Annotated in this window: 23 protein-coding genes; 6 read left to right on the top strand and 17 right to left on the bottom strand. The window is 37.2% G+C overall.

From position 1 onward, the window contains the following. Positions 1-39: 39 nt before the first annotated feature. The 3 genes from ACQKNZ_RS04240 to ytxJ all read right to left on the bottom strand — a co-directional run bounded on the left by ACQKNZ_RS04240 (position 40) and on the right by ytxJ (position 3,326). On the bottom strand, positions 40-1,821 hold the full coding sequence (locus ACQKNZ_RS04240) for a mechanosensitive ion channel (RefSeq protein WP_427658307.1): 1,782 nt from the start codon (positions 1,819-1,821) through the stop codon (positions 40-42). A gap of 329 nt (positions 1,822-2,150) precedes the next feature. Continuing rightward, positions 2,151-2,978, bottom strand: a complete 828-nt coding sequence (locus ACQKNZ_RS04235; protein ID WP_144537392.1) for an STAS domain-containing protein — start codon at positions 2,976-2,978, stop codon at positions 2,151-2,153. Positions 2,979-2,993: 15 nt separating this feature from the next. Then, entirely contained in the window at positions 2,994-3,326 is a 333-nt protein-coding gene (gene ytxJ, locus ACQKNZ_RS04230; RefSeq protein ID WP_144537390.1) for a bacillithiol system redox-active protein YtxJ, read from the bottom strand. 260 nt (positions 3,327-3,586) lie between these two features. Here ytxJ and ACQKNZ_RS04225 point away from each other — a divergent pair, with 260 nt between their 5' ends. Both ACQKNZ_RS04225 and ACQKNZ_RS04220 read left to right on the top strand, forming a co-directional pair. Then, positions 3,587-4,072: a YusW family protein gene (locus ACQKNZ_RS04225; protein WP_427658304.1), complete on the top strand. Its 486-nt coding sequence runs from the start codon at positions 3,587-3,589 to the stop codon at positions 4,070-4,072. Between the two features lie 245 nt (positions 4,073-4,317). Then, a complete protein-coding gene (locus ACQKNZ_RS04220; protein ID WP_144537386.1) occupies positions 4,318-4,797 on the top strand; it encodes a YusW family protein in 480 nt (159 codons plus the stop codon). Positions 4,798-4,893: 96 nt separating this feature from the next. Here the strand turns inward: ACQKNZ_RS04220 and ACQKNZ_RS04215 are convergent, their stop codons facing one another. Beyond that, positions 4,894-5,361: a divergent PAP2 family protein gene (locus ACQKNZ_RS04215; protein ID WP_151111049.1), complete on the bottom strand. Its 468-nt coding sequence runs from the start codon at positions 5,359-5,361 to the stop codon at positions 4,894-4,896. Positions 5,362-5,646: 285 nt separating this feature from the next. Further along, positions 5,647-7,767 (bottom strand): hypothetical protein, encoded by a 2,121-nt coding sequence (locus tag ACQKNZ_RS04210; protein WP_427658302.1) that lies wholly within the window; start codon positions 7,765-7,767, stop codon positions 5,647-5,649. Between the two features lie 357 nt (positions 7,768-8,124). Here ACQKNZ_RS04210 and ACQKNZ_RS04205 point away from each other — a divergent pair, with 357 nt between their 5' ends. Next, positions 8,125-8,463, top strand: coding sequence for a DUF5658 family protein (locus tag ACQKNZ_RS04205; protein ID WP_144537380.1), 339 nt, complete (start codon positions 8,125-8,127; stop codon positions 8,461-8,463). A gap of 32 nt (positions 8,464-8,495) precedes the next feature. Here the strand turns inward: ACQKNZ_RS04205 and ACQKNZ_RS04200 are convergent, their stop codons facing one another. From ACQKNZ_RS04200 to ACQKNZ_RS04180, 5 genes are all read right to left on the bottom strand, one after another. Beyond that, positions 8,496-9,503 carry a M23 family metallopeptidase gene (locus tag ACQKNZ_RS04200; RefSeq protein ID WP_154312341.1) on the bottom strand — a complete coding sequence of 336 codons (1,008 nt, stop codon included), beginning with the start codon at positions 9,501-9,503 and terminating at the stop codon, positions 8,496-8,498. A gap of 138 nt (positions 9,504-9,641) precedes the next feature. After that, the gene (locus tag ACQKNZ_RS04195) at positions 9,642-10,343 is read right to left on the bottom strand and encodes a gamma-glutamyl-gamma-aminobutyrate hydrolase family protein (RefSeq protein ID WP_144537378.1); all 702 of its coding nucleotides are present in this window, start codon (positions 10,341-10,343) and stop codon (positions 9,642-9,644) included. A gap of 70 nt (positions 10,344-10,413) precedes the next feature. Beyond that, complete coding sequence (locus ACQKNZ_RS04190) at positions 10,414-11,370, bottom strand: dipeptidase (RefSeq protein ID WP_154311354.1); 957 nt, start codon at positions 11,368-11,370, stop codon at positions 10,414-10,416. 120 nt (positions 11,371-11,490) lie between these two features. After that, on the bottom strand, positions 11,491-12,912 hold the full coding sequence (locus ACQKNZ_RS04185) for a serine hydrolase domain-containing protein (RefSeq protein WP_427658299.1): 1,422 nt from the start codon (positions 12,910-12,912) through the stop codon (positions 11,491-11,493). A 203-nt stretch (positions 12,913-13,115) separates the two neighbouring features. Beyond that, entirely contained in the window at positions 13,116-14,072 is a 957-nt protein-coding gene (locus tag ACQKNZ_RS04180) for a bile acid:sodium symporter family protein (RefSeq protein ID WP_144538228.1), read from the bottom strand. A gap of 107 nt (positions 14,073-14,179) precedes the next feature. Between ACQKNZ_RS04180 and ACQKNZ_RS04175 the strand changes: the two genes are divergently transcribed. Together ACQKNZ_RS04175 and ACQKNZ_RS04170 are read left to right on the top strand one after the other, a co-directional pair. Next, positions 14,180-14,989, top strand: a complete 810-nt coding sequence (locus ACQKNZ_RS04175) for an alpha/beta fold hydrolase (protein ID WP_427658297.1) — start codon at positions 14,180-14,182, stop codon at positions 14,987-14,989. Between the two features lie 20 nt (positions 14,990-15,009). Next, positions 15,010-15,774 (top strand): Yip1 family protein, encoded by a 765-nt coding sequence (locus tag ACQKNZ_RS04170; protein ID WP_144537371.1) that lies wholly within the window; start codon positions 15,010-15,012, stop codon positions 15,772-15,774. 130 nt (positions 15,775-15,904) lie between these two features. Here the strand turns inward: ACQKNZ_RS04170 and ACQKNZ_RS04165 are convergent, their stop codons facing one another. Further along, the gene (locus ACQKNZ_RS04165; protein WP_144537369.1) at positions 15,905-16,096 is read right to left on the bottom strand and encodes a hypothetical protein; all 192 of its coding nucleotides are present in this window, start codon (positions 16,094-16,096) and stop codon (positions 15,905-15,907) included. A 15-nt stretch (positions 16,097-16,111) separates the two neighbouring features. Further along, positions 16,112-17,332, bottom strand: a complete 1,221-nt coding sequence (locus ACQKNZ_RS04160; protein WP_144537367.1) for a helix-turn-helix domain-containing protein — start codon at positions 17,330-17,332, stop codon at positions 16,112-16,114. 110 nt (positions 17,333-17,442) lie between these two features. Between ACQKNZ_RS04160 and ACQKNZ_RS04155 the strand changes: the two genes are divergently transcribed. Further along, positions 17,443-18,741, top strand: coding sequence for a S8 family peptidase (locus tag ACQKNZ_RS04155; protein ID WP_154311357.1), 1,299 nt, complete (start codon positions 17,443-17,445; stop codon positions 18,739-18,741). Between the two features lie 70 nt (positions 18,742-18,811). On the opposite strand, the gene ACQKNZ_RS04150 is transcribed toward ACQKNZ_RS04155, so the two are convergent. The 5 genes from ACQKNZ_RS04150 to ACQKNZ_RS04130 form a co-directional block, all read right to left on the bottom strand. Beyond that, positions 18,812-21,055: a hypothetical protein gene (locus tag ACQKNZ_RS04150; protein WP_427658293.1), complete on the bottom strand. Its 2,244-nt coding sequence runs from the start codon at positions 21,053-21,055 to the stop codon at positions 18,812-18,814. Positions 21,056-21,491: 436 nt separating this feature from the next. Next, positions 21,492-21,971 carry a metal-dependent hydrolase gene (locus ACQKNZ_RS04145; protein WP_144537361.1) on the bottom strand — a complete coding sequence of 160 codons (480 nt, stop codon included), beginning with the start codon at positions 21,969-21,971 and terminating at the stop codon, positions 21,492-21,494. A gap of 192 nt (positions 21,972-22,163) precedes the next feature. After that, positions 22,164-22,592, bottom strand: a complete 429-nt coding sequence (locus ACQKNZ_RS04140; protein WP_427658912.1) for an aldehyde dehydrogenase family protein — start codon at positions 22,590-22,592, stop codon at positions 22,164-22,166. A 381-nt stretch (positions 22,593-22,973) separates the two neighbouring features. Next, a complete protein-coding gene (locus ACQKNZ_RS04135; protein WP_427658291.1) occupies positions 22,974-24,410 on the bottom strand; it encodes a M20 family metallopeptidase in 1,437 nt (478 codons plus the stop codon). Further along, entirely contained in the window at positions 24,403-25,719 is a 1,317-nt protein-coding gene (locus tag ACQKNZ_RS04130; protein ID WP_313955881.1) for an amidohydrolase, read from the bottom strand. Before ACQKNZ_RS04130 ends, ACQKNZ_RS04135 begins: the two co-directional genes overlap by 8 nt. Between the last annotated feature and the right edge of the window lies 1 nt (position 25,720).

Below are 25,720 nucleotides of genomic sequence, written 5' to 3'. Positions count from 1 at the left end.
AACACTCTAGCAATTAATGCTAGAGTGTTCCTAAAATGCTTATTTATTCGGTTTATTATTATCATTTGGAGGCAAGTCCTCATATGGATGTAAGTCATCCGTTGATGGGATATTATAGCCTGTGCTTGGAGAATCCTCTTCATGAGCTTGCTTCATAGGATTTCCAGTTGGGTAGTCTTCGCCAGTTTGTTGATCAAAATCACCTACTGGTTTGACCTCGTCAATGTGAGGTCCTTTTCCTCTTTTTAAACTCTTTTCCGCTTCTGAAGGATCACGAAAATTCTCTTTAAATGATTCTTTTATGCCTTCTTTTTCTGTTTCGTATCTTTCCTTTGAAACATCAGCTTCCTCTATGCTTTTTTCCATTTTACTCAAGTAACGAGATGCGTGCTCGCGTCCACCTAGACCAAACGCTAGGCCAAATGCTAGTGCAACTCCTCCAAGAATTAATATAAAAGCAGAGTTAATGATTGCTGCTGCGATCCCTAGCTGACTCAATGCCATGAAAAACGCAAATGCTAGAATAGCATATTTAGCAACGTAGCGTAAGAAATGTGGAGTTCCTGAAGAATGCTTCATCACGCTTCCTACTAATTTCTCTGCTAGATTAGCTAGCCAGAAGCCTACCGCCAATATAACTACCGCTGCAATGACATGTGGTAAATAAGCAAATATTGCCGTAGCAAGGGTTACCATGAATTCTAGGTCTAACACTTGTAATGCTTCAACAACAAACAATAAAATAATGACAACCTGTACGATAGTACCAATTATACCCGCAAACGAGGGTGCTGAACCTCCAGTAGAAGAAAAGCCCATTTTGCCAAAGATAGAATTGATTCCTAGGTTTTGCAGTAAAGTAACAACTACATCTTTAATCCACTTAGCAACTACAATACCAACAAGAACAAGCACAATTGCTACGAAAATCTTAGGTAGCATTGCTAAGATATTATTTAACATTGCAATCGCTGGTTGTGATATTCCTTGTAAATCTAAAATTTCGAGTGCTGTAATTGAAACTGGAATTATAATCAGTACGAATACAATAATTCCTGCAATCTTAGAAATACTTGTACCTTCTATGAAACTAGAAAGCTTTAATTTGTCTGCTAGTTTATCTGCTCCAGCAGCCTGTAGAAATTTTTCTACTAAAGTGCGAACAAGCTTAGCCACAAACCATCCAATAGCAAACACGATTGCTGCTGACACTAATTTAGGAATGAAATTAAAGAAGCTAGCAAGCATACCTTCAAAAGGTCCACTTAATCCATCAATTCCAAGTGCGCTTAATACTGCTGGAATAAATAAAAGGAAGATTAAATAATACGCAACATTCGCTGCAGTATCTGTCCATTTTACTTGGTCTACCTTTGAAGGATCTCCTCCAGTTTTCATAATGTATTTATTTAGGCTAAACTTATTACCAACCATTTTAATCACTTTTTTAACTAACGTAGCTAGAACCCATGCAAACAGTAAGATGAGACCTGCTTTTAAAATATTTAATATAGCTTCTGTAATCCCTGAATACATAGATACAAATGGAGATACTAAGGTACCCATGTTTAGAATAGAGAAGAATAGAATAAATGCAAAGATTAGAACAATAAAGAATACTACCTTGCTAAGTATTTTCTCTACTGACCACTCCCCTTTAACATTTCCAAGACGTTCATTTACTCGATATTTTCTTAAAAGCTTAAACGTAGCATTTTCTAGTAGCTTGGCTACAAAAAATCCTATTAACAAGACTAATAATGCTAATAAAAACTCTGGTAAGAAATGAAGAGTGTCCCTCCAATAGAATTCATCAAACATTCTGTGTCCTCCTTTTGTTTGTTAAATGTTCACAATAACCAATTACCCTTAGCTTTATACTTCAAACTATAAATTCTCAATAATTTATTAAAAGTAAAAATACCCCACTTTATATTCAAAAATGAAAACCTATTTCCCCCCTTTTCTTAGTGCTTTATGTACAAAAACAAATCCTCTTCCTTCCTTATTCCAACTTATTTGAAGTTGTATGTCCTTTGGACAGAGAAAGTTTCTTAAGACCGATTAAACACTTTTAAAATAGTTTAGACTGATCTCCATCCTGCAATTAAAAACACTAACAAAAAAAACCGTTCCAGTAGAACGGTGAATTAGAGTTTTACACTTTCTATCGCTTGTTTGACACTTCCAAAGGTTTGAAAAGAAGAAAAATCTATACCTGCTTTAACAATTACCATCGATAAGTTAGGACGGATTCCTGTAAACAGCACTTGGATACCAAGTAGCTGAAGCACATTGTGAATAGCAAAGATATGTTGGGCAATTTCTTCGTCAATGGTTAAAATACCTGAAAAATCAATGATTAATACATCAATATTCATGTTGGGAATAGTAGGAAGGACATAAGATAACAAATGCTGAACACGAATATAATCGATTGCTCCAACAAGCGGAAGAACTGCTACTCCACTTTGAATTGGAACGATTGGAGCACTTAATTCATTGATTGCTTTTTGATGTTCTCTCATCATTTGGTCTTTAAATCCCTCGTAGGCATACATCTTATCTACGAGCCACACATCAATTAGATGGCTAACTTGGTTGTTAATATTCACTATGTTTTCAGCTGAAATTTTTAGCTTTAAACACACTTCATTGATATATTCCAAAAAGATAGACTTACTTTTCACGTTCGGCTTAATATAAGCAGAAAAGCTATAAAAATCTGCTATCCCTTCTTCTTTAACTTCCTTAATCCAACTAACTAATTGTTCCTCTGCAAGCGCTCTCGGTTTAGTTAAAGCATCACCAAGAATGGCAATGAGCTGTTGATTTTTATTTTTATTGATCAAATAGGGTTCAAGCTTAATATTTTTTTCTATACTATTTAATTCTGCTAATATTCGTTCTGTAAGCTCATCACCAATGGATTCTGCATTTTTTACTAAATACTCGCTTACTGTTAAAATCTCGTTCATTTAAGTACACACCCTCTAGAAAGATTCCGTGGCGTTAGCTAGTTCCTTTTTTGTAATCTTCCAATGTGATGCCCCCCAGGAGGCCTTCCCATCTACAATCAAAAAGGACTGTGGAGACTCATGTTTAACTCCAAGATCATGTTCAATCTCATTAGACACAGCCCTGCTTTCAATTACCTTCACTAAATATTTTTCCACTGGCGATTCAAAAGAAGTAAACTCTGCATATGCATGAGCGCTAACCGGACAAGTAGTGCTATGTTTTAAAAGTAATAACTTATGGCTTTTTGACTGTTCCAACACATCTTTCCACTCTTCAATATTTGTAATTTCCTTAAAATTGGACACTAAATCACCTTCCTTATTCCTTACTCTTACCCTCCATAAGCCACTTTAAACAATTATTACAAAAGTGTTACTGGTGCCAGGCACCAGTAACACTTTTGTAATAAAAATATCCTCCCAAACAAAATTCATTCTTACGCTCTTTGCTGTTAAAAAGGTACAGTATTTGTACAAATCATCTATCCTGTTTAATTATTGTTTAGGGCTCTATCAAGAAGAGAATATTAAATATATATTAAATACTTTAGAAATGAGGTTTACCAATGAAAAATAGCTTAGTTTCTTCATTATTTTTGGTCTCTACTTTGTTGCTCTCAGGTTGTGGGGATAGTAAAGAGGATACTCAAGCAATTCCGGAAGGCATGGCTTCAGATCCAAAACAAGATGCAACTGTTGAACAGCCAGCTAATGTGGAAGAGCAAATTAAAGATCTTCCATATAATAAATTTAAGCTAGCTATCTATACAAAAGAAAATAAGGATGCAACTGTGCTAGCAGAGTTTGATAAAAAAGACGGTGAAACCGAGGCTATATATCGTAATGATTATGCTTCTACCGATCTTAAGGGAGACCCTGCATTTGCTCTTTTACAGCCCATTCTCATCGAGCTTCAGTTAAATCAAGAGATGAGCGAAGAGGAAGTTATTCAGCATGTGATGAATACTTTTGGAGCGGAAGATTATTCTAGCTTCGAATTGGAGATGGACTACGTGGGGGGAAAAGAAATTAAATATAATCGAACAAAATAAAACTAGCCTAGCTTGGAGAAATCTTGAATCTCCCATGCTAGGTTTTTTACTTTAGTGACCATGTTAAAATTATCCGCATTAGCTAACTAGAACTCCATTCACTGATAGTATTTTACCGCTTCAATAGATTATGACCATAGTTTTTAAAAATAGCTTCATTAATAAATGGTAAATAATTGTTTAACCTATATTATATTTGGATATTAAAAGAATAGGCACTATAACGTCTAGGAGGGAATATTTAAATGATATATAAAAAACGAACGTTAATAATGGCATCTATATTTTCCACTGCCTTGTTGTTAGGAGCTTGTGGTGATAATAACGATGACAAAGATGAAAATGTCTTAAAATCGGACGTTGTTGAACCTAATCCAGAAGAAAAGTCAGGAGAAGCAATTTCTGAACCTGAAACGGATTATGGATTTCAAGAATTTACATTAACCATTGATACACCTGATAACCAGAAATCTGTAATAGTCGAATATAAAGTAGATTCTTCTTCAGCAGTGTATAAAAATATGCATACTGCTGTAAATACAGAAGGAGATGGAGCTGCAGAAACGCTAGACCCAGTCTTTAAGGAATTAAACCTGAAAAAAGACATGAACACCGAAGAAGTTGTGCAACAGGTTACAGCAGCATTCGAAGTAGATGAATATACAGCCTTTAACTTAGATGTACAATACGATGACGGTGAAACCATGAATTATACAGTTAACTAAAATACAAAGTGCCAAGGGGACATTTTTTCCCCTTGGCGCTTTTTTATATTTCAAGTATATTACAGGTGCCAGGCACCTGTAATATACTTGGCATGGTTATCGGTCTTCGAAACGGGCGCATGCAATGCCAAATACTGTGCCTAGGGCTGCTCCCGCCAACACTTCGATTGGTTGGTGACCTAGTAGCTCTTTTAGTTCTTCTTCTCTTTGAACTAATTCGAAGCTTGGAAAATTTCCAGAAAGCGCCACGACATTGTCCTCTAGGTCGTTTACTAGTTGTGCAATTTCCCCAGTGTGACGACGAATACCTTGTGCGTCGTACATGACGATTGCACCAAAAACAACGGCTAAGGCTGTTTCTGTGTGTCGTGTTCCTTTGTTGGCTGCTACATATGATGCAAGGGCTGCAACACCTGCTGAGTGAGAGCTTGGCATTCCTCCTGTTGTAAATGCCTGCTTGATGTCCCATTCCCCTGTTAGTTTTTTATGCGTGAGCACCTTTAAACCTTGAGCCAACCCTATTGCCGATAAAGCAGTAATAATGCCTCGATTCATTTTTGTCATCTATGCAACCTCCATTGAACTATGTATTTTATTGTTTTAAGAATAATTAATTATAATTATAGCCTTATTAAAGTACCCTATATACAGAAAAATAATCTTTCCAGCTATAAGAAACACGTAAATATATATAACTCTTATACATTTAAATAGGCTCACCTCGAATATTATTTCTCCAATCACTAGCTTCTTCCTATTTATCTTCGAGTGAAAAGATATACAATTTCTGCTTTCTTATAAATTAAAAAATCTCTTTAAAGCACTCGGCTCTAAAGAGATTTCCTTATATTATTGTTCCTCGTCTTGTACTATATTAGATGTCTCTGGTGCTTCGAATATTACTTGTAAGCCTACCTCTAATCGCTGTGCAGGAGTGCTGTTAGACACCTCCACTGGCAGCTGGAAGAACTGACTAGTTAAAGAAGTTGTACCAGGTTTTTTATAGTTAGTGAACTGAAATGGTCGAACATCCCAAGAAATTGCCACTGTATGCTCATCACCATCCGAATCAACAATAGTCGTTTGCTTCGGCAGTTGTGCAAGGAACTCATCGTAAGTAATGTCAGAAGGAACTGTTAAAGGCTCTAATGGATTAATAGATTGTAAAGTAACCTCTGACTTTAAAACAATCTTTACATAAGCCGTTTTATTCTTCGTAATTACCAGTGGGTTGGAGTCTGCATGATAAGTTGTTTCTTTATACGCTTCTCCTAATTCAATTTTGTCTACACTCATCGTATCTAACGTATCGAAATGAATCGTGTAAGCACCTTCTGGAATGTCCTTCATTTGATACACATGCTTCTGATTACTTGGCGTGGTGCCTACTTGATAAACTTTATTTGTTTTTTTGTTCTTTAAGCTAAAGTTGCTAATATTGGTGAAATCTATCTTATTCATAGAGGAAGTGCTATCTCTGAATAAACTGACTTGTGTATTCCCCTTTTCCGGTTCTGCAAAAGTCACTTGAATTGTCATATCTAGACGTTGTGCTGGCGTACTATTAGATACCTCTATAGGTAAACTGAAGAATTCACTGGAAAGGGTCATAGTCCCCGGCTTTTTATAATTTTCAAATTGAAAAGGTCGTATGTCCCATTTCAATGCAACAGCATGTTCCTCGCCTGTTGAATCGACAATTTTACCTTGTTTTGGTAAGGCTCCTTGGAACTCCTCGAAGGTAATATCATAAGGAACAGTTATGTTCTCTAATGGTTTAATATCCTGTAATGTAATCTCTGATTTTAATACAATTTTTACATAAGTCGTTTTATCCTTCGCAATTACTACAGGATTAGTATCTGGGTGGTAGACTGTTTCTTTATAAGTATCACCAAGGTCAATGCGCTCTACAAGGAATACGTCTGGAGTATTTACCTCGATCGTATAAGAGCCCGCTGGGAGGTCCTTCATTTGAAATACATGCTTCTGATTGCTTGGAGAAGTCCCTACATTATAAACTTTGTTTGTTTTTTTATTCTTCAATGCAAAATTAGAAACAGTTGCAAAGTCAATTTTATTCATAGAAGAGGTACTATCCTTGTATAAACTTATGTGAACAAGACCTTTCTCAACCTTTACTTTAGCCTTTACTGTAAGCTCTACGGAATGCTCAACCTTTGTGCCATCAGCTCTAGTCAACAACATTACAACTGTGCCTGACTTCGCTTCTTCACCAATTTCCGGCTGTACAATTCGACCGTCTACAACCATACCCTCAGGTGTAGATGTTAATGCCACTGAATAATCTTCACCAATTAAAGCTGATATTTTATCGAGCAAAATATCTCCTTCTACCAATTCTCCAATTGTGCTTGGAGTAATTTTAGCCGCCTCTGCTTCAGCAGCTTTCAAATCAGCTACTTCCTTAATTAGCTTGTCCGAGTTTGTAACTAAAGCTTTTTGATTATTAGTTAGTTTACTATACTCAGCTTGCGCTACTGAAATCGCATTTTTATATTCTGAAGCACTTGAATCTTTTTTAATTTGATCAATTAATGCTACTACCTTTGCAGCAATTAACTTATCTTCCTTAGCCGCTTTTAACGCTATTAATGCATTTTCTGCGTCCACTAATCTAGTTATATCTACTAGCTTTTTCTGGTTTTTGGTCAACTTCTCATACGTAGCACGGACTACTTTAATAACTTTTTCATCGCTTTCCTTCACCTTTGAAGCTGGTGGTACTACATAGAGCATTGCCATAAATAGCTTTGCTACAGTTTGATCAATTATTGAACTCAAAATAGGAGACTTAGAAGAAGTCTTCATCGTATTTTCTATTTGGATTTGAGCCTTTTCTACAGTATCAATTGGAGATGCATAAGCTGCACCCACAAAAGAATTAGAAAGAAGAGATATTACTAAGACAAACGCAACTACTATTTTTTTCATATGCTTCCCAATCATCGAATTCCCCCTATTTTGTATGAATCTTCTTTAAATATTATCAAACTTGAATATTTTCCAAAGATATACATATTATTCTCAATTCTATCTATCTCTACTTTTAATTTCAAGAAAATTTAGTTTATTAATAAATGACCTATGATTCCAAAGGCATTTCTCTTTTCAAAGTAAAAAAATATAAATGTAAAAATATTATTTAAAATATTAAAATAATACAAAAAATTTAAAATAATTAAATATTTCAGGTTATATTATTTTAATTTTATTCCATAAAAAGGGTTAAAAAGATTTTTTAAATATCATACTACTAAGACTAATTTTTCAAGAAATAAAACAATGTTAGGGAGTTATTCTCAGATGGATATAAAAATTAAAAACGAGCCTATCGAACAAAATAGGTGGCTTTTTACAACGTTTCTTCTTTTAGTATTAGCTATTTGCGATAGCTTAATCACCCATTTCGGTTTAAGTAACAGCTATATAGAAGAATCCAATCCACTTATGCGCTATGTATATGAAAACAGTGTATTTATATTCTTCTCGATTAAAATCGTTTTGCCACTTCTGTTTATGTATATTATGACAAAATTAAAGCCTAAAGCTTATTTGCAGCTCCTTATAGCGGGTGCCCTATTCCTTTATGCATTTGTACTGTTCAAACATATATTTTGGTTATATATGTTGTTTATTGCATGAGTAAAATTTGCATGGCGAAAAAAATCCAGCAACTATTGAGCCGCTGGATTTAGCTTATATCGGATTTTTTCTTCACGTTCCCATTTTTGCAGTAAAGGAAACGGATCGTAGGCCCATTCTGTACGTCCATTGTATTTGTACATTCCATAATGTAAATGTGGTGCAAACTTACCAGACGTACCTTTCTTGCCGTAGCCAGAACTTCCGACATAGCCGACAACTGTGCCTGGCTCTACAATGCTTCCTTCCTCTATTCCTTTAGCGTAGCCTGAAAGATGGGCATAATAATGATAAGTATTATTAACATCTCTAATCCCTACACGCCAGCCGCCATAGTCATTCCACCCTTTAGTTTCCACTATCCCGTACGTTGCTGATTTTACTGGAACTCCGCTATAGGCAAAAAGGTCTGTACCCTCATGCATACGTCTACCTCCCCATCCCCGTCGGTCTCCCCACGTACTGCGGTAGCTGTAGTCATGCCGAATAGATAGTACAAAGGCTCTTTTATCTAAATTTAACACTTCATATGTCTTATAAATTTTAGCATTCGTCATGATTTGTTTTACCGTTATTTCTTTGTCGTAGTATTCCCTTAAAGCCCTTTGGAAATCCTTTTCAGAATGCACTCTTGGACTTAAATACTGGACAAGCGTAAACATGACGTCCTCATCATTTTGACGATCAGCAAATCCGTCATTATTACCATCTCGGCCTTGTCCATCAAAAAATGAAATAGTGGTTAAATTAGTATCATCCCCTAGCGGATTCAGTGGTCCCACCCAAAAGTCATCTGTAAACTGAATAGCTACAACTCCATCACGCTCTGGTAAATCTTTTCTAACCTCTTGAATATTTCTTTCGTATTGGTCCACTGCCGCCAAGTAATACCAAGGTAATGTATCTGTAGAATACCTTATATAATAATCCATCCGCTTGTCTAAAATTTGCTCGCGCGTGAGTTCCTCGGCTGCCGAAACCTCGGAGGTAAAGAACAGAAATAGGAAGCCGATGGATAAAGATTTTACAAGTAAGCGCATCAAATCAAAATACCTCCTTTTTTATTCTTTCAGTAGTTTCCCCAAACAAACTAATTTCATGAATCAAAAATGGAAACATATTTAATGGTCTTTTGAACAAAATAAAAACGACTGTCCAATGTAAGACAGTCGTTAAAGTCAATTTTTACACGCTTCAATAAATTTTTTAAAAATGGCAATGGATGGGGCATCTTCTTTATTTACCAAGCATTCTGGATGCCACTGTAAACCTAATACAAAAGGATGATTTTCACTTTCAAATGCTTCTATAATTCCATCACTAGCTAAACCCGAAATTTTGTATCCCTTAGGAACTTCTCGTACAGCCTGATGGTGAAAGCTGTTTACTTTTATGCGATTTTCTCCAATTATTTGCTTCAGAACTGTTCCTTCATTGACCTGAACATAGTGTGAGGCGTGAGTTCTTGTTGCTTTTTGATCGTGCTGCAGGAGATCTACTTTCACCTGATCGTATATATCCTGATACATATCACCGCCAGCAGCTATGCTTAGGATTTGAGCCCCTCTACAAATTCCTAAGATTGGTTTATTTTGCTCAAGCATCTTTTTAATCAGAGCTATTTCAAATTCATCCCGTTCTGGTACGATATTTCCGAGACCTCTATGGGGCTCTTCGCCAAAAAGAGTTGGGTCAATATCTCCGCCACCTGTTAATAGTAGTCCATCTATTAAATTTGAAATAGACTCAATGACATCGATCTCCATATTTGGTAACACAATAGGGACGCCACCGAATCTTGCAATCGCATGAATATTGTCGGTCGGTACAGAAAGTACAAGATCCGTTAAATTCGAGGAAACACCAATGACTGGTTTCATAGAAACCTCCTTAAAATTTTCCTATAATTATACAATAAATATAAATATAGTGAATAATGTAAAATGACTATTAATTCTTCTGTAAAACAGGTAAATTCATAAAGTTTTTGTAAGCAAATCCCTGTACCTCTTCTTCTGAATAGCATTTCAATAACTCATTTATCAAAACTGGGAAATCAGAGGATTTGTGAAGACCATTTGTATAGAAATCCATGCCATCAAAATCAGAGCCTAATCCAATTCGCTTAACTCCTCCCAACGAACATAGATGATCAATATGCTTGATGAGATCAGATATTTCGGCTGTGTCCTTACCATTAATAAAAGGAGGATAAAAAACGACATGGATATGCCCACCCTTATCAAACATTGATTTTATTTGTTCATCATTTAAATTTCTTGGATGTTCACATAGATTACTTGTATTCGAGTGAGAAGCAAATGGATAATTCGCTAGATTCATCACATCCCAAAATCCGTTTTCACTTAGATGCGACACATCTGTTAAAACTTTATGCTCATTGTTTAAGAGCACAACCTCCTTACCAAGTAGCGTTAGTCCTCCTCCTCTTGGCTCTCCTGCTCCATCTGCGCATAAATTGGCATTATTCCACGTTAGTCCAATGGAAAGCACACCGAGCCTATATAAATGACGCAACTTCATCAGATCATTCCCAAACGCATCTGCTCCCTCTAATGCTAAAATGGCACCAATCTCTCCATCCTTTAACTTTCCTAAGTCCTCCCACTTTTTTATATGCTTCATCCTTGGATTTTTTCCCAACACTTCCGTATAGAACAAATCGATTTGCTCTAAAGCATGTGCCCATTTCTGATCATCTGGTATATTCGGGTAAATAAAAACGGCAAAAAATTGTGCAAGGACATTTCCCTCTGACAATCGCTCAACATTTGTTTCTATTTCAGGAGCATCCGTAAAGGAAAGGGGATTTACTTGATAAACTCTTCCACGTTTGGCTAGCTGTAGTTTTAACAGTGCATCACAATGCGTATCAATTATTTTCATTTTTTCATTTCCTTTCCCGAGCGAGTTGCTTCTTATTTATTCTCATAATGGAGAGAGTTGCCTCTATAATCGGACCGCTCGCTATCATAAGCAGACACTACACTTTTAATAGGACAAATTTTAAGCGTAACTTTTAAATATTTGACGAGAGCTATAAAAAATACGATTTATTTCCCCGTTATCGTCTTTTAAAAACTCGATTAGATTTTCTTGGTCCTCCAACGTACCGATAAATAAATTACCCTCTATAAATCGGAGAGGATTATTGCCTGCATTAGATATAATAGCCAAACTGCCATCCACAATGTCTACATTAACCTTCATACCTTCACCAGATACGAACTTTCCTCTGTATTTTTGAAGCTTTTCTAAAGGCAAATCTTTGGTTGTAAACTGAATATGCTTTGCAGTTGGCTCCCTACTCTCCAGCACATTTAATGCTCCTAGGAAAAGCTTGTCAGATGGGACATCCGCTAAACTACTTAATAGCACACCAGAAATTCCTTTGTCGGGTAAGATACCCATAAAAGAAGATACTCCCTTCAATCCACCACCGTGATTAATAAAGGCTGTTCCAAAATAGTCAGGAACCACACGTAGTCCATAACCATAAAAGCGTCCTTTTTCAAACTCCACATGTGGGTAGATCATCTGCTCTACACTTTGCTCTTGAAGGATTCGCTTATCCCCAGCCATGCCTTTGTTTAGAAAAATGTTCAAATACTTAAGTATGTCATTTTGAGTGGATTTTAAATAACCTGCCGCTCTCATAGAAGGCGCATCCCACCATAGGGGAGCCTCATAAACTTCTAGTCCCTTAGAGGTGTGCTTAGACATATATAAGCTCGTTACATTATCTTTTTCTTCTATTTTTGATAGGTCAAAAAAGCTATTATCCATTTGAATCGGCTGTAAAATATGTTCTATAATATAGTCCTCATAGGTTTGTCCACTGACACGATTAATGATAATCCCAAGCAGCCCATAGCAATCATTAGAGTAGCTAAACTCCATGCCTGGTTCTCCAAGCAATTGAAAATCTTGATTAGAGATGTAAGAGATTAGCTCTTCGTACGTATCAATAGCCGCCTCCGGATTATTTACTAAATCCAGCCCATAATCCTTGGCCGACGGATCTTGGTCAATGCTTCGCTTCCTAGCATAAACATGAGTTGCAATAGGGGGTAGCCCTGAGGTATGGGTCATTAGATGGTGAATCGTGATTTTCTTTGTTTTCTTTTCATCCTTGGTCTTTAATTCAGGGAGATACTTTACAATTTCATCATGAACAGATAGTTTTCCAGCCTCCTGAAGCTGCATAATCGCAACACAGGTAAAGGATTTTGTCATAGAGGCTATCCCAAATACAGTATCAGCATTGATTGGGAGAAGATTCTCGACATTTCTATATCCAAATGCTTTTTCATATATTCGTTTATTGTTTTGGTTAAAAGCAATTCCCACTCCAGGGATCAAATGCTCTTCTATTAAATCATTCGCATATTGCTCGAAAAGATCCATCTTTTCAATTTTGTTTACCATTCTGAAGTCCCCCTTTATTAGCTAGCACATTTAAGCTTGTCCATTCTCTTGGAAATATTTTATCATAATACTAACTTCAAAAGACTAAATTTTTAGAAAACAAAAACAATATTTTGCTATATTCGTTTGAAAACATAGGACTCTTCATCTCAAATAAGGCAATCGTCCAAAAATATATATGAAGTACAAGGATAAGCTAGAACTCAATCCTCTTGTTGATCTAGCTTATCGTAATACCGTTGTAGAAACCCTTTAAAAATAGAAGCCAGCACTTGTTGAAACAACATCCCAAGAACTACTGGTATGGCTACGGCTGGTTGGAAATACGTAGTTGCTAGCACTACACCGGCACTAATATTGCGCATTCCTCCCGTAAAGGTCATCGCGATAACGGTAACTTTTTCTTGTTTTAATAGCTTTCCAGCTAGAAAGGAAAAGACATAGCCTAATATGGAAATAATAATTACTACTATTCCAAGTCCTATTAACCTATAGTTCTCCTCCAATAAATACGGAGCAACAACTGCACCATTTAGCATGACTACAATACTCATCCCTAATTTCGAAAATGGTGATAGCCTGGCACTTAAAATGTCTACTACCTTCCCCTTGGTCACCTGGTTTAAAATCATCCCTGCAATAGATGGGATAACTATAGTCCAAAGTAAACCAAGCATCATACCCACTGCATTAATTTCCACAGTTCCTCCTACAAGGAGGTCTAGCGTTAGAGGAACAATAACTGGAGAAAGAAGTGCACCTATTAAAATTATAGTCAGTGCTAGCACATTGTTTCCCTTTGAAATTGCAACCCATACAAAGCTCGTAATTCCAGTAGGAATCGCCATGGCTAAGACCATCCCTGTAATAGTTAGGGTTTCTCCCGGGAACATTAGATGACCGATTCCAAGTGAGACTAGTGGCATGATAATATGCAAAATAGTTAATGTAACAAATATTGGTAACGGGTGTAAAACAGCATCTTTAAACGAAGCAAAGTTTGAATTTAAACTTCCGGCAAAGGTCATGAACGCGAAAATCCAAGGTATTAACCAAGCAAAATCTACAATATAGTCAGAGATCAGTACGCCGATAACCACACTTATTGGAATAAAATACGCCATCGTCTTCTCAAGAAATTTATTTATGTGGAACATGATTGCAGCCCTCCCCATCTGTCTTTTATGTATTTCATGAACCTCACACAAAAGAATAACCATATCTATTCTTTCATATATTTATATATCGGTTAAAAAGGGAGGCTTATATGGGATATTATGTAAAGGTTGAAAAAGGTGTGAATATTTACATAGAGGATGTCAATCCTTCCGCTAATAAAACCATCTTATTCATTCATGGATGGCCAGCTAATCATCAAATGTTTGAATATCAATTCAACCAACTCCCTGTACTAGGATATCGTTGCATCGGCGTTGACTTGCGCGGCTTTGGAAAATCCTCCAATCCATGGAGTAGCTACTCGTACGATCGGATGGCAGACGACATTCGAGTTATTATAGACACCCTTCAGCTAGAAAGTATTACTCTAGTCGGTCATTCGATGGGGGGAGCGGTAGCTATCCGTTATATGTCCCGTTATAAAGGACACCAAGTAAATAAGCTTACTCTTGCTGGTGCAGCAGCCCCGGTTTTCACAATGCAGCCCGACTTCCCTTATGGCACCTCAGTAGAAGTAGTAAATGAATTATTAAACAAGACTAATAGTGATAGACCTAGGATGGTACAGGATTTTAGTGACATCTTCTTTAAAAGTTACTTAAGCGAAAGTTTCCAACATTGGTTTCAAAGTCTATGCCTAACCGCTTCCGGACACGCAACAGCAAAGTGTCTTGAAACGTTACGAGACGAAGACTTAAGGAGAGATCTCCCTGGCATTCAAGTACCAACACTCATCCTTCATGGTAAATGGGATAAAATTTGTCCCTATGTACTAGGTGAACTCATGCATGTCTATATTAAAGACTCTACATTAGTGTCATTTGAATATAGCGGTCATGGATTGTTTTACGAGGAAAAAGAGAAATTTAACGAAGAAATTGCAAAGTTTATAGACTAAAATCAAATAGGAGGAAAAAGATGATATGTCCAAATTGTAGTCATGATCAAGTGGTAGGGAATTATTGCTCAGGTTGTGGTAATTATTTGTTAAGACATCAAAGAGAGGCTGTCAAGGAATCGGTAATCGCTACAAGCATTCCCTCCGTTGCAGCAAAAGATCACTTAGCCACTTTAAAGAATTATGCAAGGCAATATAGTAGCTACTTTATTCGCCAGTTAAAAAGCCCTTCGCATGCATTCAGCAAAGGGGAAGGTGACTATTCAAATGCAGTTGTCAGTATTCTATTATTTGTAGCTCTTTTTTGTATATCTATTTATTTATTTACAATCAATCAACATTGGAGTAATCCACCGAGCTTCCTATCTTCATTTACAGAAATGTATTTTGTCACCATTATTTTAGTAGTGATAGCGGTACTTTCGATATTTTTTATTAATACTATTTTTGGACCGCAGCATTCTTTTAAGAGTATTATCAGCTTTTATGGTGGGCAGTTACCAATTTTATTAATAGGTGCAACGCTATCCCTTATCCTTATGTTTTTAAAATCATTTTCCTTTGGAAATGGGATTCTTACTATTTGTTTAATTTTGGCTATATTATTTATACCCCTTTATATCATTAGCGCTATATTGACGAGCAAACAAGAAAGCTTTGAACCATTGTATGGATTCCTTTTATATATTGTTCTTTTCTTTATGCTTATGCTAATGATTACTATGATGATTGGCAATCTGACCATTAATAGCTATGTACAAAATTTAACTTATTTGTTGAAGTAGCTGCATTGTCTATCCTTTTACACGGTTGTTAATTTTAAGTAAGCAATATCAAACTAGCGAAAGGTTTTGCGTAACTGGAGCTAGACTAATATAAAAAAGAGAAACCCAAAAGGATTTCTCTTTTTTTAATTCACCCAATAGGTGGATGAATTGGAATGGAATTAGAATCATCTGGACTAAAACTGTGACCAATTGGCGGATGAATTGGAATGGATGCTACATCACTTGCTGCGCTAGATCCAATTGGTGGATGAATCGGTATCAGTGTAATCACTACACCTGTTAGTGTAGCCAAAAACAAAGCCTTTACTGATTTTTTCATGGTTTACACTCTCCTCTATTGATTAGTAAGCTGAACTACCTTTTCAAACTTCCCTTCTTGTCTATAGTAATCTGTCAAAATAACTAAAAATTGATGGTGGGCCTCTTTAAAATCCTCTACCCTTGCTGTATAAGGTACTAATTTTTCCTCTAAAAAAAGCATAGCCTTTTCCTTTTCATCATCTAACAATAACAAGTAAAAGTTTGTGAACAAACGATAATGTATGACTTTCTGTTTTTTCGTCTCCATTTTCAATAATGTAAAACTCTCCCGGCACTCATCCCATTGTTCCAAACGAAACTGGGTTTGTGCCAAATTATATAAACAGAGGAGATAATTTTCCGTATCTTTGGGGATAATCGCGGCGCTTTTCTGAAAGTATTCCACAGCTTGCTTGTAATCTCCCATACGTTGATGGAGATCACCTATATTATGATAAATTTTTGGAAGCAAGTGCTTCTGATTTAGCATCTCTATGCTTCTTAATAAATGATTATATGTTTCCAAAGCCTCATTAAAAATTTTGGCACGTGAATAGTTTATAGCCAGTGACATTAGTGTATGAAGGATTCTCTTAAAATTGTATTGATTGCTATAAAATTGCAATGCTTTTTTGCCATAAATAATGGCTAGGCTAGCTTCATCCACATGCCCCTTCACTACTGCAAGATGGTAATAAATCTCGCCTTCAAATGTTCCCATTTCTGCTTTATCTTGAATGATTCGCGTTAGCTGCCTGTCTGCCTCTTCATATCTCCCCCTTAACATTAAAATTAAAGCACCAAAGTATAAAAGTAAATACTTCTCATATTGGGAAAAATTTTGCCTTTGTGCATGGAGCCATTTTAACTGATAATCTGCTGCTTCTCTGTTATTTATTAATAAATAATAGCGTAATTTATAAAGCTCATATAAATAGATAAAGTCCGTAAAAACGATTATTTCTCTATAACCTTCTAGTTGCTTATAAGCATTCTTTGCCTTTTCCTCTTCTAAATAGTGGATATGACTTAAAAACTCTTTTAATAATTCTAGAATATTCCATTCGTTAGCTTGAACGTCCTGTAAGTCGATGCTTAACCGTTCAAGCAACAAGCGGATTGTCTCTACATTTGCTTCCTTGCTATTGTTTTCTATTTTACTGAGATGAGGCACGGAACATATTCCCATGGCAAGACTATTTTGTGTTAACCCTCTTTTTGTACGATAAAATTTGATCAAAGAGCCAATCCTCATGGTATCCCTCCTGATTATTGCAAAATATTATTTCCCAATAAACAAAATATTCAAAATATGGTAGTTTTATTATTGTACTACAAAACTAAAACGAAAAGGAGTTTTCACAGATGAGCAAAGTAAAAATGGCAATCGCAAGTCTCTTAATCGCAGGGTCACTAGCAGCACCAGTACAAGCTAGCTCTGTGGCAGAAACACCATCTTCTAGCGAGGACAGAAATTCTGGAATCGTCCAAGAAAAGTTTAGAGTTTATGTAGAAACTAACAACAAGTCATCCAAAGCATCTCTAGCAAGCCAATATGAAGTTAGGTGGGAGCTTTCGGATAATGGATTTTCTACCGATATGAACGAAAAGCAGTTCCAGGCTCTACAAAACAATAAAAATATTACTGTTACAAAGGTACCTGTTGTAACGCTAGATTTACCAGCAGAAAAATCATCTATTAATGAAATAGCAGATAACGAGATTTCTGCTAGAGCATCCCAGCAAGTTCCTTGGGGCATTAAAGCTATTTATAATGATAGTAGTTTAACTACTACTTCTGGAGGAAGTGGTATCAATATTGCCGTACTGGACACTGGAGCAAATGTAGCCCATCCTGATTTAGCTAATAGAGTAGAACAATGTAAAAACTTTACTGGAGCAACTACAGTCATCAATAATAGCTGTGCGGATGGGAATGGTCATGGTACCCACGTTGCGGGAACAGCTCTCGCAGATGGAGGAAGTGACAAAGGTGGAGTATATGGGGTAGCACCTGCTGCTGACCTATGGGCATACAAAGTACTAAGCGATAGCGGTTCTGGTTATTCGGACGATATTGCAGCAGCAATCAGACACGCTGCAGATCAAGCTTCTTCTACAGGAACAAAAACAGTTATTAATATGTCTTTAGGATCTTCTGGAAATAATAGTTTAATATCAAATGCCGTTAACTACGCTTATGGTAAAGGTGTTTTAATCATCGCTGCAGCTGGTAACTCTGGGTACTCACAAGGAACAATCGGTTACCCAGGTGCTTTAGTCAATGCAGTAGCGGTAGCAGCTCTTGAAAATACACAAGAAAATGGAACTTATCGCGTAGCTAACTATTCTTCTCGCGGATATACTTCCACAGACGGTGACTATGTCATCCAACAAGGTGACATCGAAATCTCAGCTCCAGGCTCAGCTGTATACTCTACTTGGTATAACGGTGGGTACAACACAATTAGCGGAACCTCAATGGCAACACCACATGTCGCAGGATTAGCTGCAAAAATTTGGGCACAAAATCCTTCATGGTCTCATACTCAACTACGCTCAAACTTACAAAATAGAGCAAAAGCAGTAGACATTAAAGGCGGATACGGAGCAGCAACTGGAGACGACTACGCTTCTGGCTTTGGTTTTGCTCGCGTACAATAATAACTAAATAGAATTATTACAGGCTTGTATCAGGTGCCAGGCACCTGATACAAGCCTGTAATATTGTTGTTTAGTAGTTGATGATTTGGTCTCCGTTTTTGGTTTTGAGCATTAGACCGTATTCGTTTGTAACACCTTCAATTGATACAATAGATAATGGACCAGATAGTTTGCCATCCTTGCCTTTGTCTATTAGTTGCTCTCCGTTTCTTTTTGGATTGATCGGACCAAAGTCAATAGAGAAAGCATTTTTTTCTGTGGCAAAGACAGTTTTGTTTTGGCTGTTTGTATATTTCACCTTTGTACCATCTGCATCAACCACTATTATGGATGCCTGTTTGGAAATAGTAGCTTGATCTTGGGCTAGAACTGCCCCATTTAAATACTTTATTGGTGCTAACGTAAACGTAATCTTTTCGTTATCCAGGTCGTTATCCTTAGTTTTCCCTTCACTTACTTCTCCAATTGAGAATGGTCCTTCTATCACTCTTAAAGCTACTTCCCCCCATCCAACAAATGCTGGAATTGCTTTTCCGGCTGGTTGCTGAAGAATGGAGAAATCAGTTATCGAATTTGTTTCTACATTTGCAGTAAATGTCCAATTACCCTTACTATCAGCCTTTACTTTCCCAATAGAAAGCCCATTATTTTGGAAAAAGAATAATTCGTAGTTTGGCTGTGCTGTGCCTTTTAACTCCATTTTGTTGGCGTTAATACGATAACCAGATGTTCCTGCTTTAACGTTAAACTTAGTATCCAGCTTGACTGGGGCTACAGAGACATTAGCGGAAATATTAAATAATGAACTGGATGTCAAATGATAGGTCCCGTTAATCACATCACCAATATCAAGCTCTGCTTTAAATGAATCTAAGGAAATATTCACTCCTTCATTTTGGAATATATCATTATAAAGCTTCCAGCTATATTTGACCCCTTCCGTAGACACAAAATAATTATTTTTAATGTCAATATACCTTATTTTTTTCTTGGTAATTGCAGCTTCCTTTGCAGGAGAATAAAGATTAAATACTCCTGAAGTTTGAGATTCTACTACTTTATTTTTACTGATTTTATGAAAGGAAACTGTCTTATCCAAAGCTGGAGTGCTAGTATCCTTAGCGGTGAATACAATGCTGACTACCCCATTATTATCAGTAGTTGCATTTACTGACTTAGATCCTGCGGTGTTATTTGCCACTCCATTAACAGAAATCAATTTGAGACCAGTTGGCACATCAATCCGAATAGATTGGTTACTTGCGTTATTAAAAGCAGCAGTAAGCGCTAAAACATCAGTTGTCTCTTTGTGTTGGACAGTTTGGTCTCCAATAAAAATCGGTGAAATATTACCAGGAACAGTAAAACTGACTGAACTAGTTTTGTATTTAATCGTGTAAGCCGTGCCTGGAAGTTGAACGGAAGTTTTTAATGTAACGCTAAAACCATCGCCACTTAACGTAGCACTGCTAACGGTCATACCATTATTAGCTGTAAATTCAGCTGCCTTTACCGAAGATATAGACCGGTTCAATTTAATAAGAACAGTTGTGTTATCCACTCTAGAGACAGAAACAACTTGAATCGGTAAAATAGTTTGGATATTATTTATTCTAGCCTGGAGGCTGTTTTCCCATCTTAATGTTTCAGCATTTAAAATGGCCTGTGCCTCATTTATTTTTTTCGCGGCCTCTGTATGTCTGTTCTTCCTCATATCCTCTTCTGCACCCTTAGCTAGCATATGAACCGTCACATCATTTTTTAACTCTTCAATTAGCTTTTCAGCCGGTCCTTTAACTGCACCTCTTATACGATCACGAGTCGACTGACCATAAACCCGATCTAACAGTATCGTCTGCTTTCGGAATTCTGCAGTCATTTCATGATAGGCTTTTTCCACCTGTTCTAAATTATTTGCCTGTACAGCTAAGGAAAGTGCATTTGTTTTGGCATGAATTTTAGTGCTTGCCGTAATAGCATCCAAATAACCTTGAGCTCGCTGAAGTTGAATTTTTGGCTCTATTAACATAGATTCATACTTCAATCTCTCTGAAAAGCTTTCCTTTGCAATTGCTGCCTCCGCATTTCCTATTGCTTGCTTAACATTATTAAATTGTTCCCATGGCTGAGTTATTCCATCTGCAGAGCCTTCTACAGAAATAGCCCATTTCAACACATTTCCTGCGTTTTGGGCATCAACCACTAGCTGTTTTATATTAATAGCAGCCTCCACTTGCAAAGTGGGTGACACAACAACAATGGCAGAAGCAGCAACCATTGCTGAAGCGGTCATCCTTTTCATTTTTTCCCTCATTGAATATTTCTCCCTTCCTTTCGTTTGTCGCTTAAGTTAATATATGTTACTCCCAAATAAACTTATGAAAATAATAGATATTCCATACTATTAGCCCATAAAGTTAACCGAACGATAAAGCCTTACTATGAAAGGAAGTCACCTAGACAAATAGATTTAAAATAAAAGAATTATTTTTCACTATCAAAAAACTCCACCAAAGCTCATAAGCTATAAGTGGAGTCTTGTACATTAAGTTTTAGGCAAATATAATTCTTCTGCTTTTTTAGGTACTAGTTTCTGACTAAATCAAACCTGTGTAAGCAGATATTTAAAGTAATTTGTTAGGCTTCACGAGAAAGATATATTATTAACTTTTGTTGCCTATCTTTTTTTCCAGTATATTAAGCTTAATTACTATTAGATATTTACTCGTTTATTAAAAGATAACAATCCATTAAAAGTAATTAGTAAAAGCTCCATATCCAAAGTAAACTGTCAATAACGATAATACGGCAAATACAATACTTTCAACTGTACTACCTGTTCTAGTCGTAATTGGTAATCGTACTGTTACCTTTAATGGAAAAAATAGTTTTACTCCGTTCTTTGTCGCCATGTCCAATATAAGATGGCTAGCTACTCCAACGGATATCCCCATCATGATTGCCTTATTCCAACTAAAATAATTCATCATAGCAGCTAATAGTAATATAAATAACAGACTGTGTGTGAAGGAGCGGTGTCCAAAAATCTTGTTAATAATTTTGGACAAGAAAGGGAAAGTTCTTCCTATCTTACTTCCACCGTGACAAATGTCCGGTAAAATAGCTCCTATTACACCCCCTACTACTAAAAGCACTGGGTCATAATCTGTTACCTGTGAAATAGCAAGACTTGCTGCAAGACCGCCAATGATGTGAGTGTTTCCTGTCATGCTAAATTATTCTCCTTTTTCTTATGTATGACAAAGCATGAATCATTCTACACTATTTGTTTTTATTTCTAAATAGGTGAAATCTCGCATCCTAGCAATCTGTTTAGGTATATCGTTCCGACTTTTTAAAAATAATCTTTCTCCCCTATAAAAAACAACCAATCCTCTGCTCAGAAGATTGGTTATTTCATTTTATAATTTTATATGAATTGCTAGATTTTTAATTTGCACATAGTTTTGAACGGCTAAATGACTTTTTTCTCTTCCAATCCCACTCTTTTTATAGCCACCAAAAGGCATCTGCACACCACCAGCTGCTCCATATGTATTTACAAACACCTGACCTGCCTCCACACGGGCAGCCACATAATGAGCAACGTCAATATCCTTTGACCATACGCCCGCAACGAGACCATATTCCGTATCATTGGCAAGCTCAATTGCTTCTTCTATTGAATGAAAGCGGACAACACTTAAAACAGGACCGAAAATTTCTTCCTGTACATAATTATCATCATGACTAGACGACTCAATGATTGTGGGGCTAATATAAAAGCCATTCTCAAAGTCATTTACTTGTATCGCTTTTCCACCGTAAACTAATCTATGATTGTCGTAAATCCCCCCTGATTTGTCACAATTGGAACGGATTGTCGGAAAGTACCGCGGGATTGTAGTAAATCAGCCACCGATTGTCGTAAACTAGGCTCTGATTGTAGTAAAGCAGCGAGGAGTTGTCCCAACAAGAAGGCATTGTCGTAAAGTACCGCGGGATTGTAGTAATCCGGCTACCGATTGTCGTAAAATAGGCTCGGATTGTAGTAAATCAGCCACCAATTGTCGTAAACTAGGCTCTGATTGTAGTAAAGCAGCCAGGAGTGATTCCAATTTAAAGGCATTGTCGTAAAGCAGCCCAGAACTTTCGAATAAAATAAAAACGAACACCAAATCATCACATGTAAAGCCCTATGACAAACTTAATTGTCAGAGGGCTTTACTATTTTATATGACGCTTGGGCGTAAATCTGCCGGTAAAGGATTTTTGTACCCATCTCCTACCTGCTTCAACAATTCTTTCTTCGCTTCATCAATGAGCTGTGGATTATCAAATAGTTCCACTGCACTTGCTGCTATTACTTTACCTGCATTGAGGAGACCTTTATGTGCCAAAGTGGTTTTCCCTTGTGAAACAAGCTGCCATGTATGCAACGGTGTTCCTGCTACAAAACAAGTCGTGAAAAATTGAGCGGTTGGAACGATCCAACTGACATCGCCAACATCCGTAGAACCTTGCATAACCTCACGATTTTTCACATAAGGAATGATTTCAGTGAAAAATGGTGATTCCTCAGAATAAAATCCTTCCGATACTGTGTATGCCGAAAGCTTTTCTGCATCAATCACTGCAGCCTCCACTTCCTCGGCAGTAATCGTTGCAGCCATCGCCTTAGCATATGCCATCTCTTCTTCATTATAAGTAGGCAAGCCAAAGTACTGTAGCTTTTCATTTACTACAACATTCAACGCATGGTTAGGGATATAGTTAGAGCAAGCTTTATCAAATTTCACGGTCATCTTGGTGCCTGTCATTAATGCAGCTCCCTCGGCAATTTTAACAACACGCTGGTAGATGGATTCCACATCTTTTAAATGAGGGGCACGGATTAAATACAATACCTCCGCATCTGATTGCACAACATTTGGTGATGCTCCCCCTGAATTGGTTATCGCATAATGAACCTTTGCCTCTGAGATAATATGCTCTCTTAAATAGTTAACCCCGACATTCATAAGCTCCACCGCATCTAAAGCACTTCTGCCAAGGTGAGGTGAGTTTGCTGCGTGGGCTGCCTTCCCTTCAAACGAGAAATATACCTGATAGTTTGCAAGAGATGAAAAAGAAAATATTCCTGAATATGAATTTGGATGCCATGTAAGAGCGGCATCAATTCCTTCAAACACTCCATCACGAACCATATATGTCTTACCTGATCCGCCTTCTTCTCCAGGGCATCCAAAGTATTTAATCGTTCCCTTCACTCTGCCTTCTTTTATTAAATCCTTTAAAGCAAGGGCTGCGGCAATGCCTGCAGTTCCCAATAAATTATGCCCACAGCCATGGCCATTGCCGTTTTCAATGTGTGGCTCTCTTACTGGCGAACCTGCTCTTTGGCTAAGACCAGACAACGCATCAAATTCACCTAATACGCCGATGACCGGTCCACCGTCACCATAGGTAGCAGTAAATGCTGTCTCAATGTCACCTACTCCACGCTCTACCTTAAAGCCCTTTCTCTCTAGAAAATTACTCAATATCTTAAACGATTCATATTCTTGAAAGCGTGTTTCAGGAATATCCCAAATGCGATCACTCAATTGAATAACTTCTTCTTGATATGACTCTATTAAACTAGCAATTTGATCTTCTATGTTAATCATTAGCGCCCCTTCTTTCATGTTGATAAATTTGTTCGATTGTAGCTAACCAAGTATGCAATGCAATGGGTAGCACCGCTTCGTCGATATCAAATTTTTCATGATGATGGCCAGCTGCTAGTGTAGTACCAAAAATGGAATAAGTGGACAGACCGCCATTTTGTTGGACACGCTCCATCATGAATGTCGCATCCTCAGAGCCAGCTGCAAAATCAGCAATTGGAATTGTTTGATTTACATCTGACACATCTTTGGCTGCCTTTATCACAAGTTCTGCCAATTCTCTTGAAGACGAACAGGTTCTTGCGGCTCCAACAATTTCATAGGAAAGGTTTGCACCGTGCATTTGGGCTGCTCCTTCTAATACAGAAATAGCCTGGTCATGAACATATGTATGCACCTCGCTATTCTCACCACGAGTTTCTAGCTTCAATGTGGCATGAGAGGGAATAATATTTCGGCCATCCCCTGCCACACAAGTTCCTACATTAATCCGAGAGGCTCCTCCGCTATGTCGTGAAATAGAATGGAGACCAAGAATCGCAGACGCTGCTGCCAATAATGCATTTGTTCCCTTTTCAGGTTCTGCTCCAGCGTGTGCAGCCTTCCCAGTAAATTTTGCATCTATTTTGGAAGTAGCTAAAAACCCATTTGATCCCCCAATAACTGTACCTAAAGGGGCACCGGTGCCAACATGCATACTTAGGAAATAATCGACATCATCCACAACACCTGCATCTACCATCGATTTTGCTCCACGAACCCCTTCTTCTGCTGGCTGGAATATAATTTTAATGGTACCTTCTATCTTGTCTTTATTTTGCGATAGTATGGTTGCCAGTCCTAAGCCTAACGAGCTGTGGGCATCATGACCACAAGCATGCATCCTTCCAGCATGAGTAGAGCTAAACCCGTTTAACTCAGGAGCATGACCTGCTTCTTTTGATTCCAAAATGTCTAAAGCATCCATATCAAAACGGAAGGCAATCGTTGGTCCTGTTTTAGTTCCTTCTATCGTACCTACTACTCCAGTATAGCCACCGACCATTTTGTCTATAAATCCAATATATCCGCCATTCGTTCTAGCACTTTCATAAACCTTCGTCAAAATTTCCTCTGAAGGGACACCCATGCGCTCCTCCGAAACCACTTCTTTTCCAACCTGCACTTGAAAGCCTAAACTCTGCAGTTCATAGGCGATAATTGAGGCTGTACGAAACTCCGTCCAGCCTACCTCCGGATACTTATGAAAATCTCTTCTCCATGCAATCATTTGCTTCAATGAATTAGAAGGGATTGTAAATAAATTCAAT

This window comes from Psychrobacillus sp. NPDC093200 (genome assembly GCF_050280345.1).
Classification (GTDB): domain Bacteria; phylum Bacillota; class Bacilli; order Bacillales_A; family Planococcaceae; genus Psychrobacillus; species Psychrobacillus faecigallinarum.
Note: the sequence above shows the minus strand (reverse complement) of the source record. Positions and strands in the feature narration are given on the sequence as shown.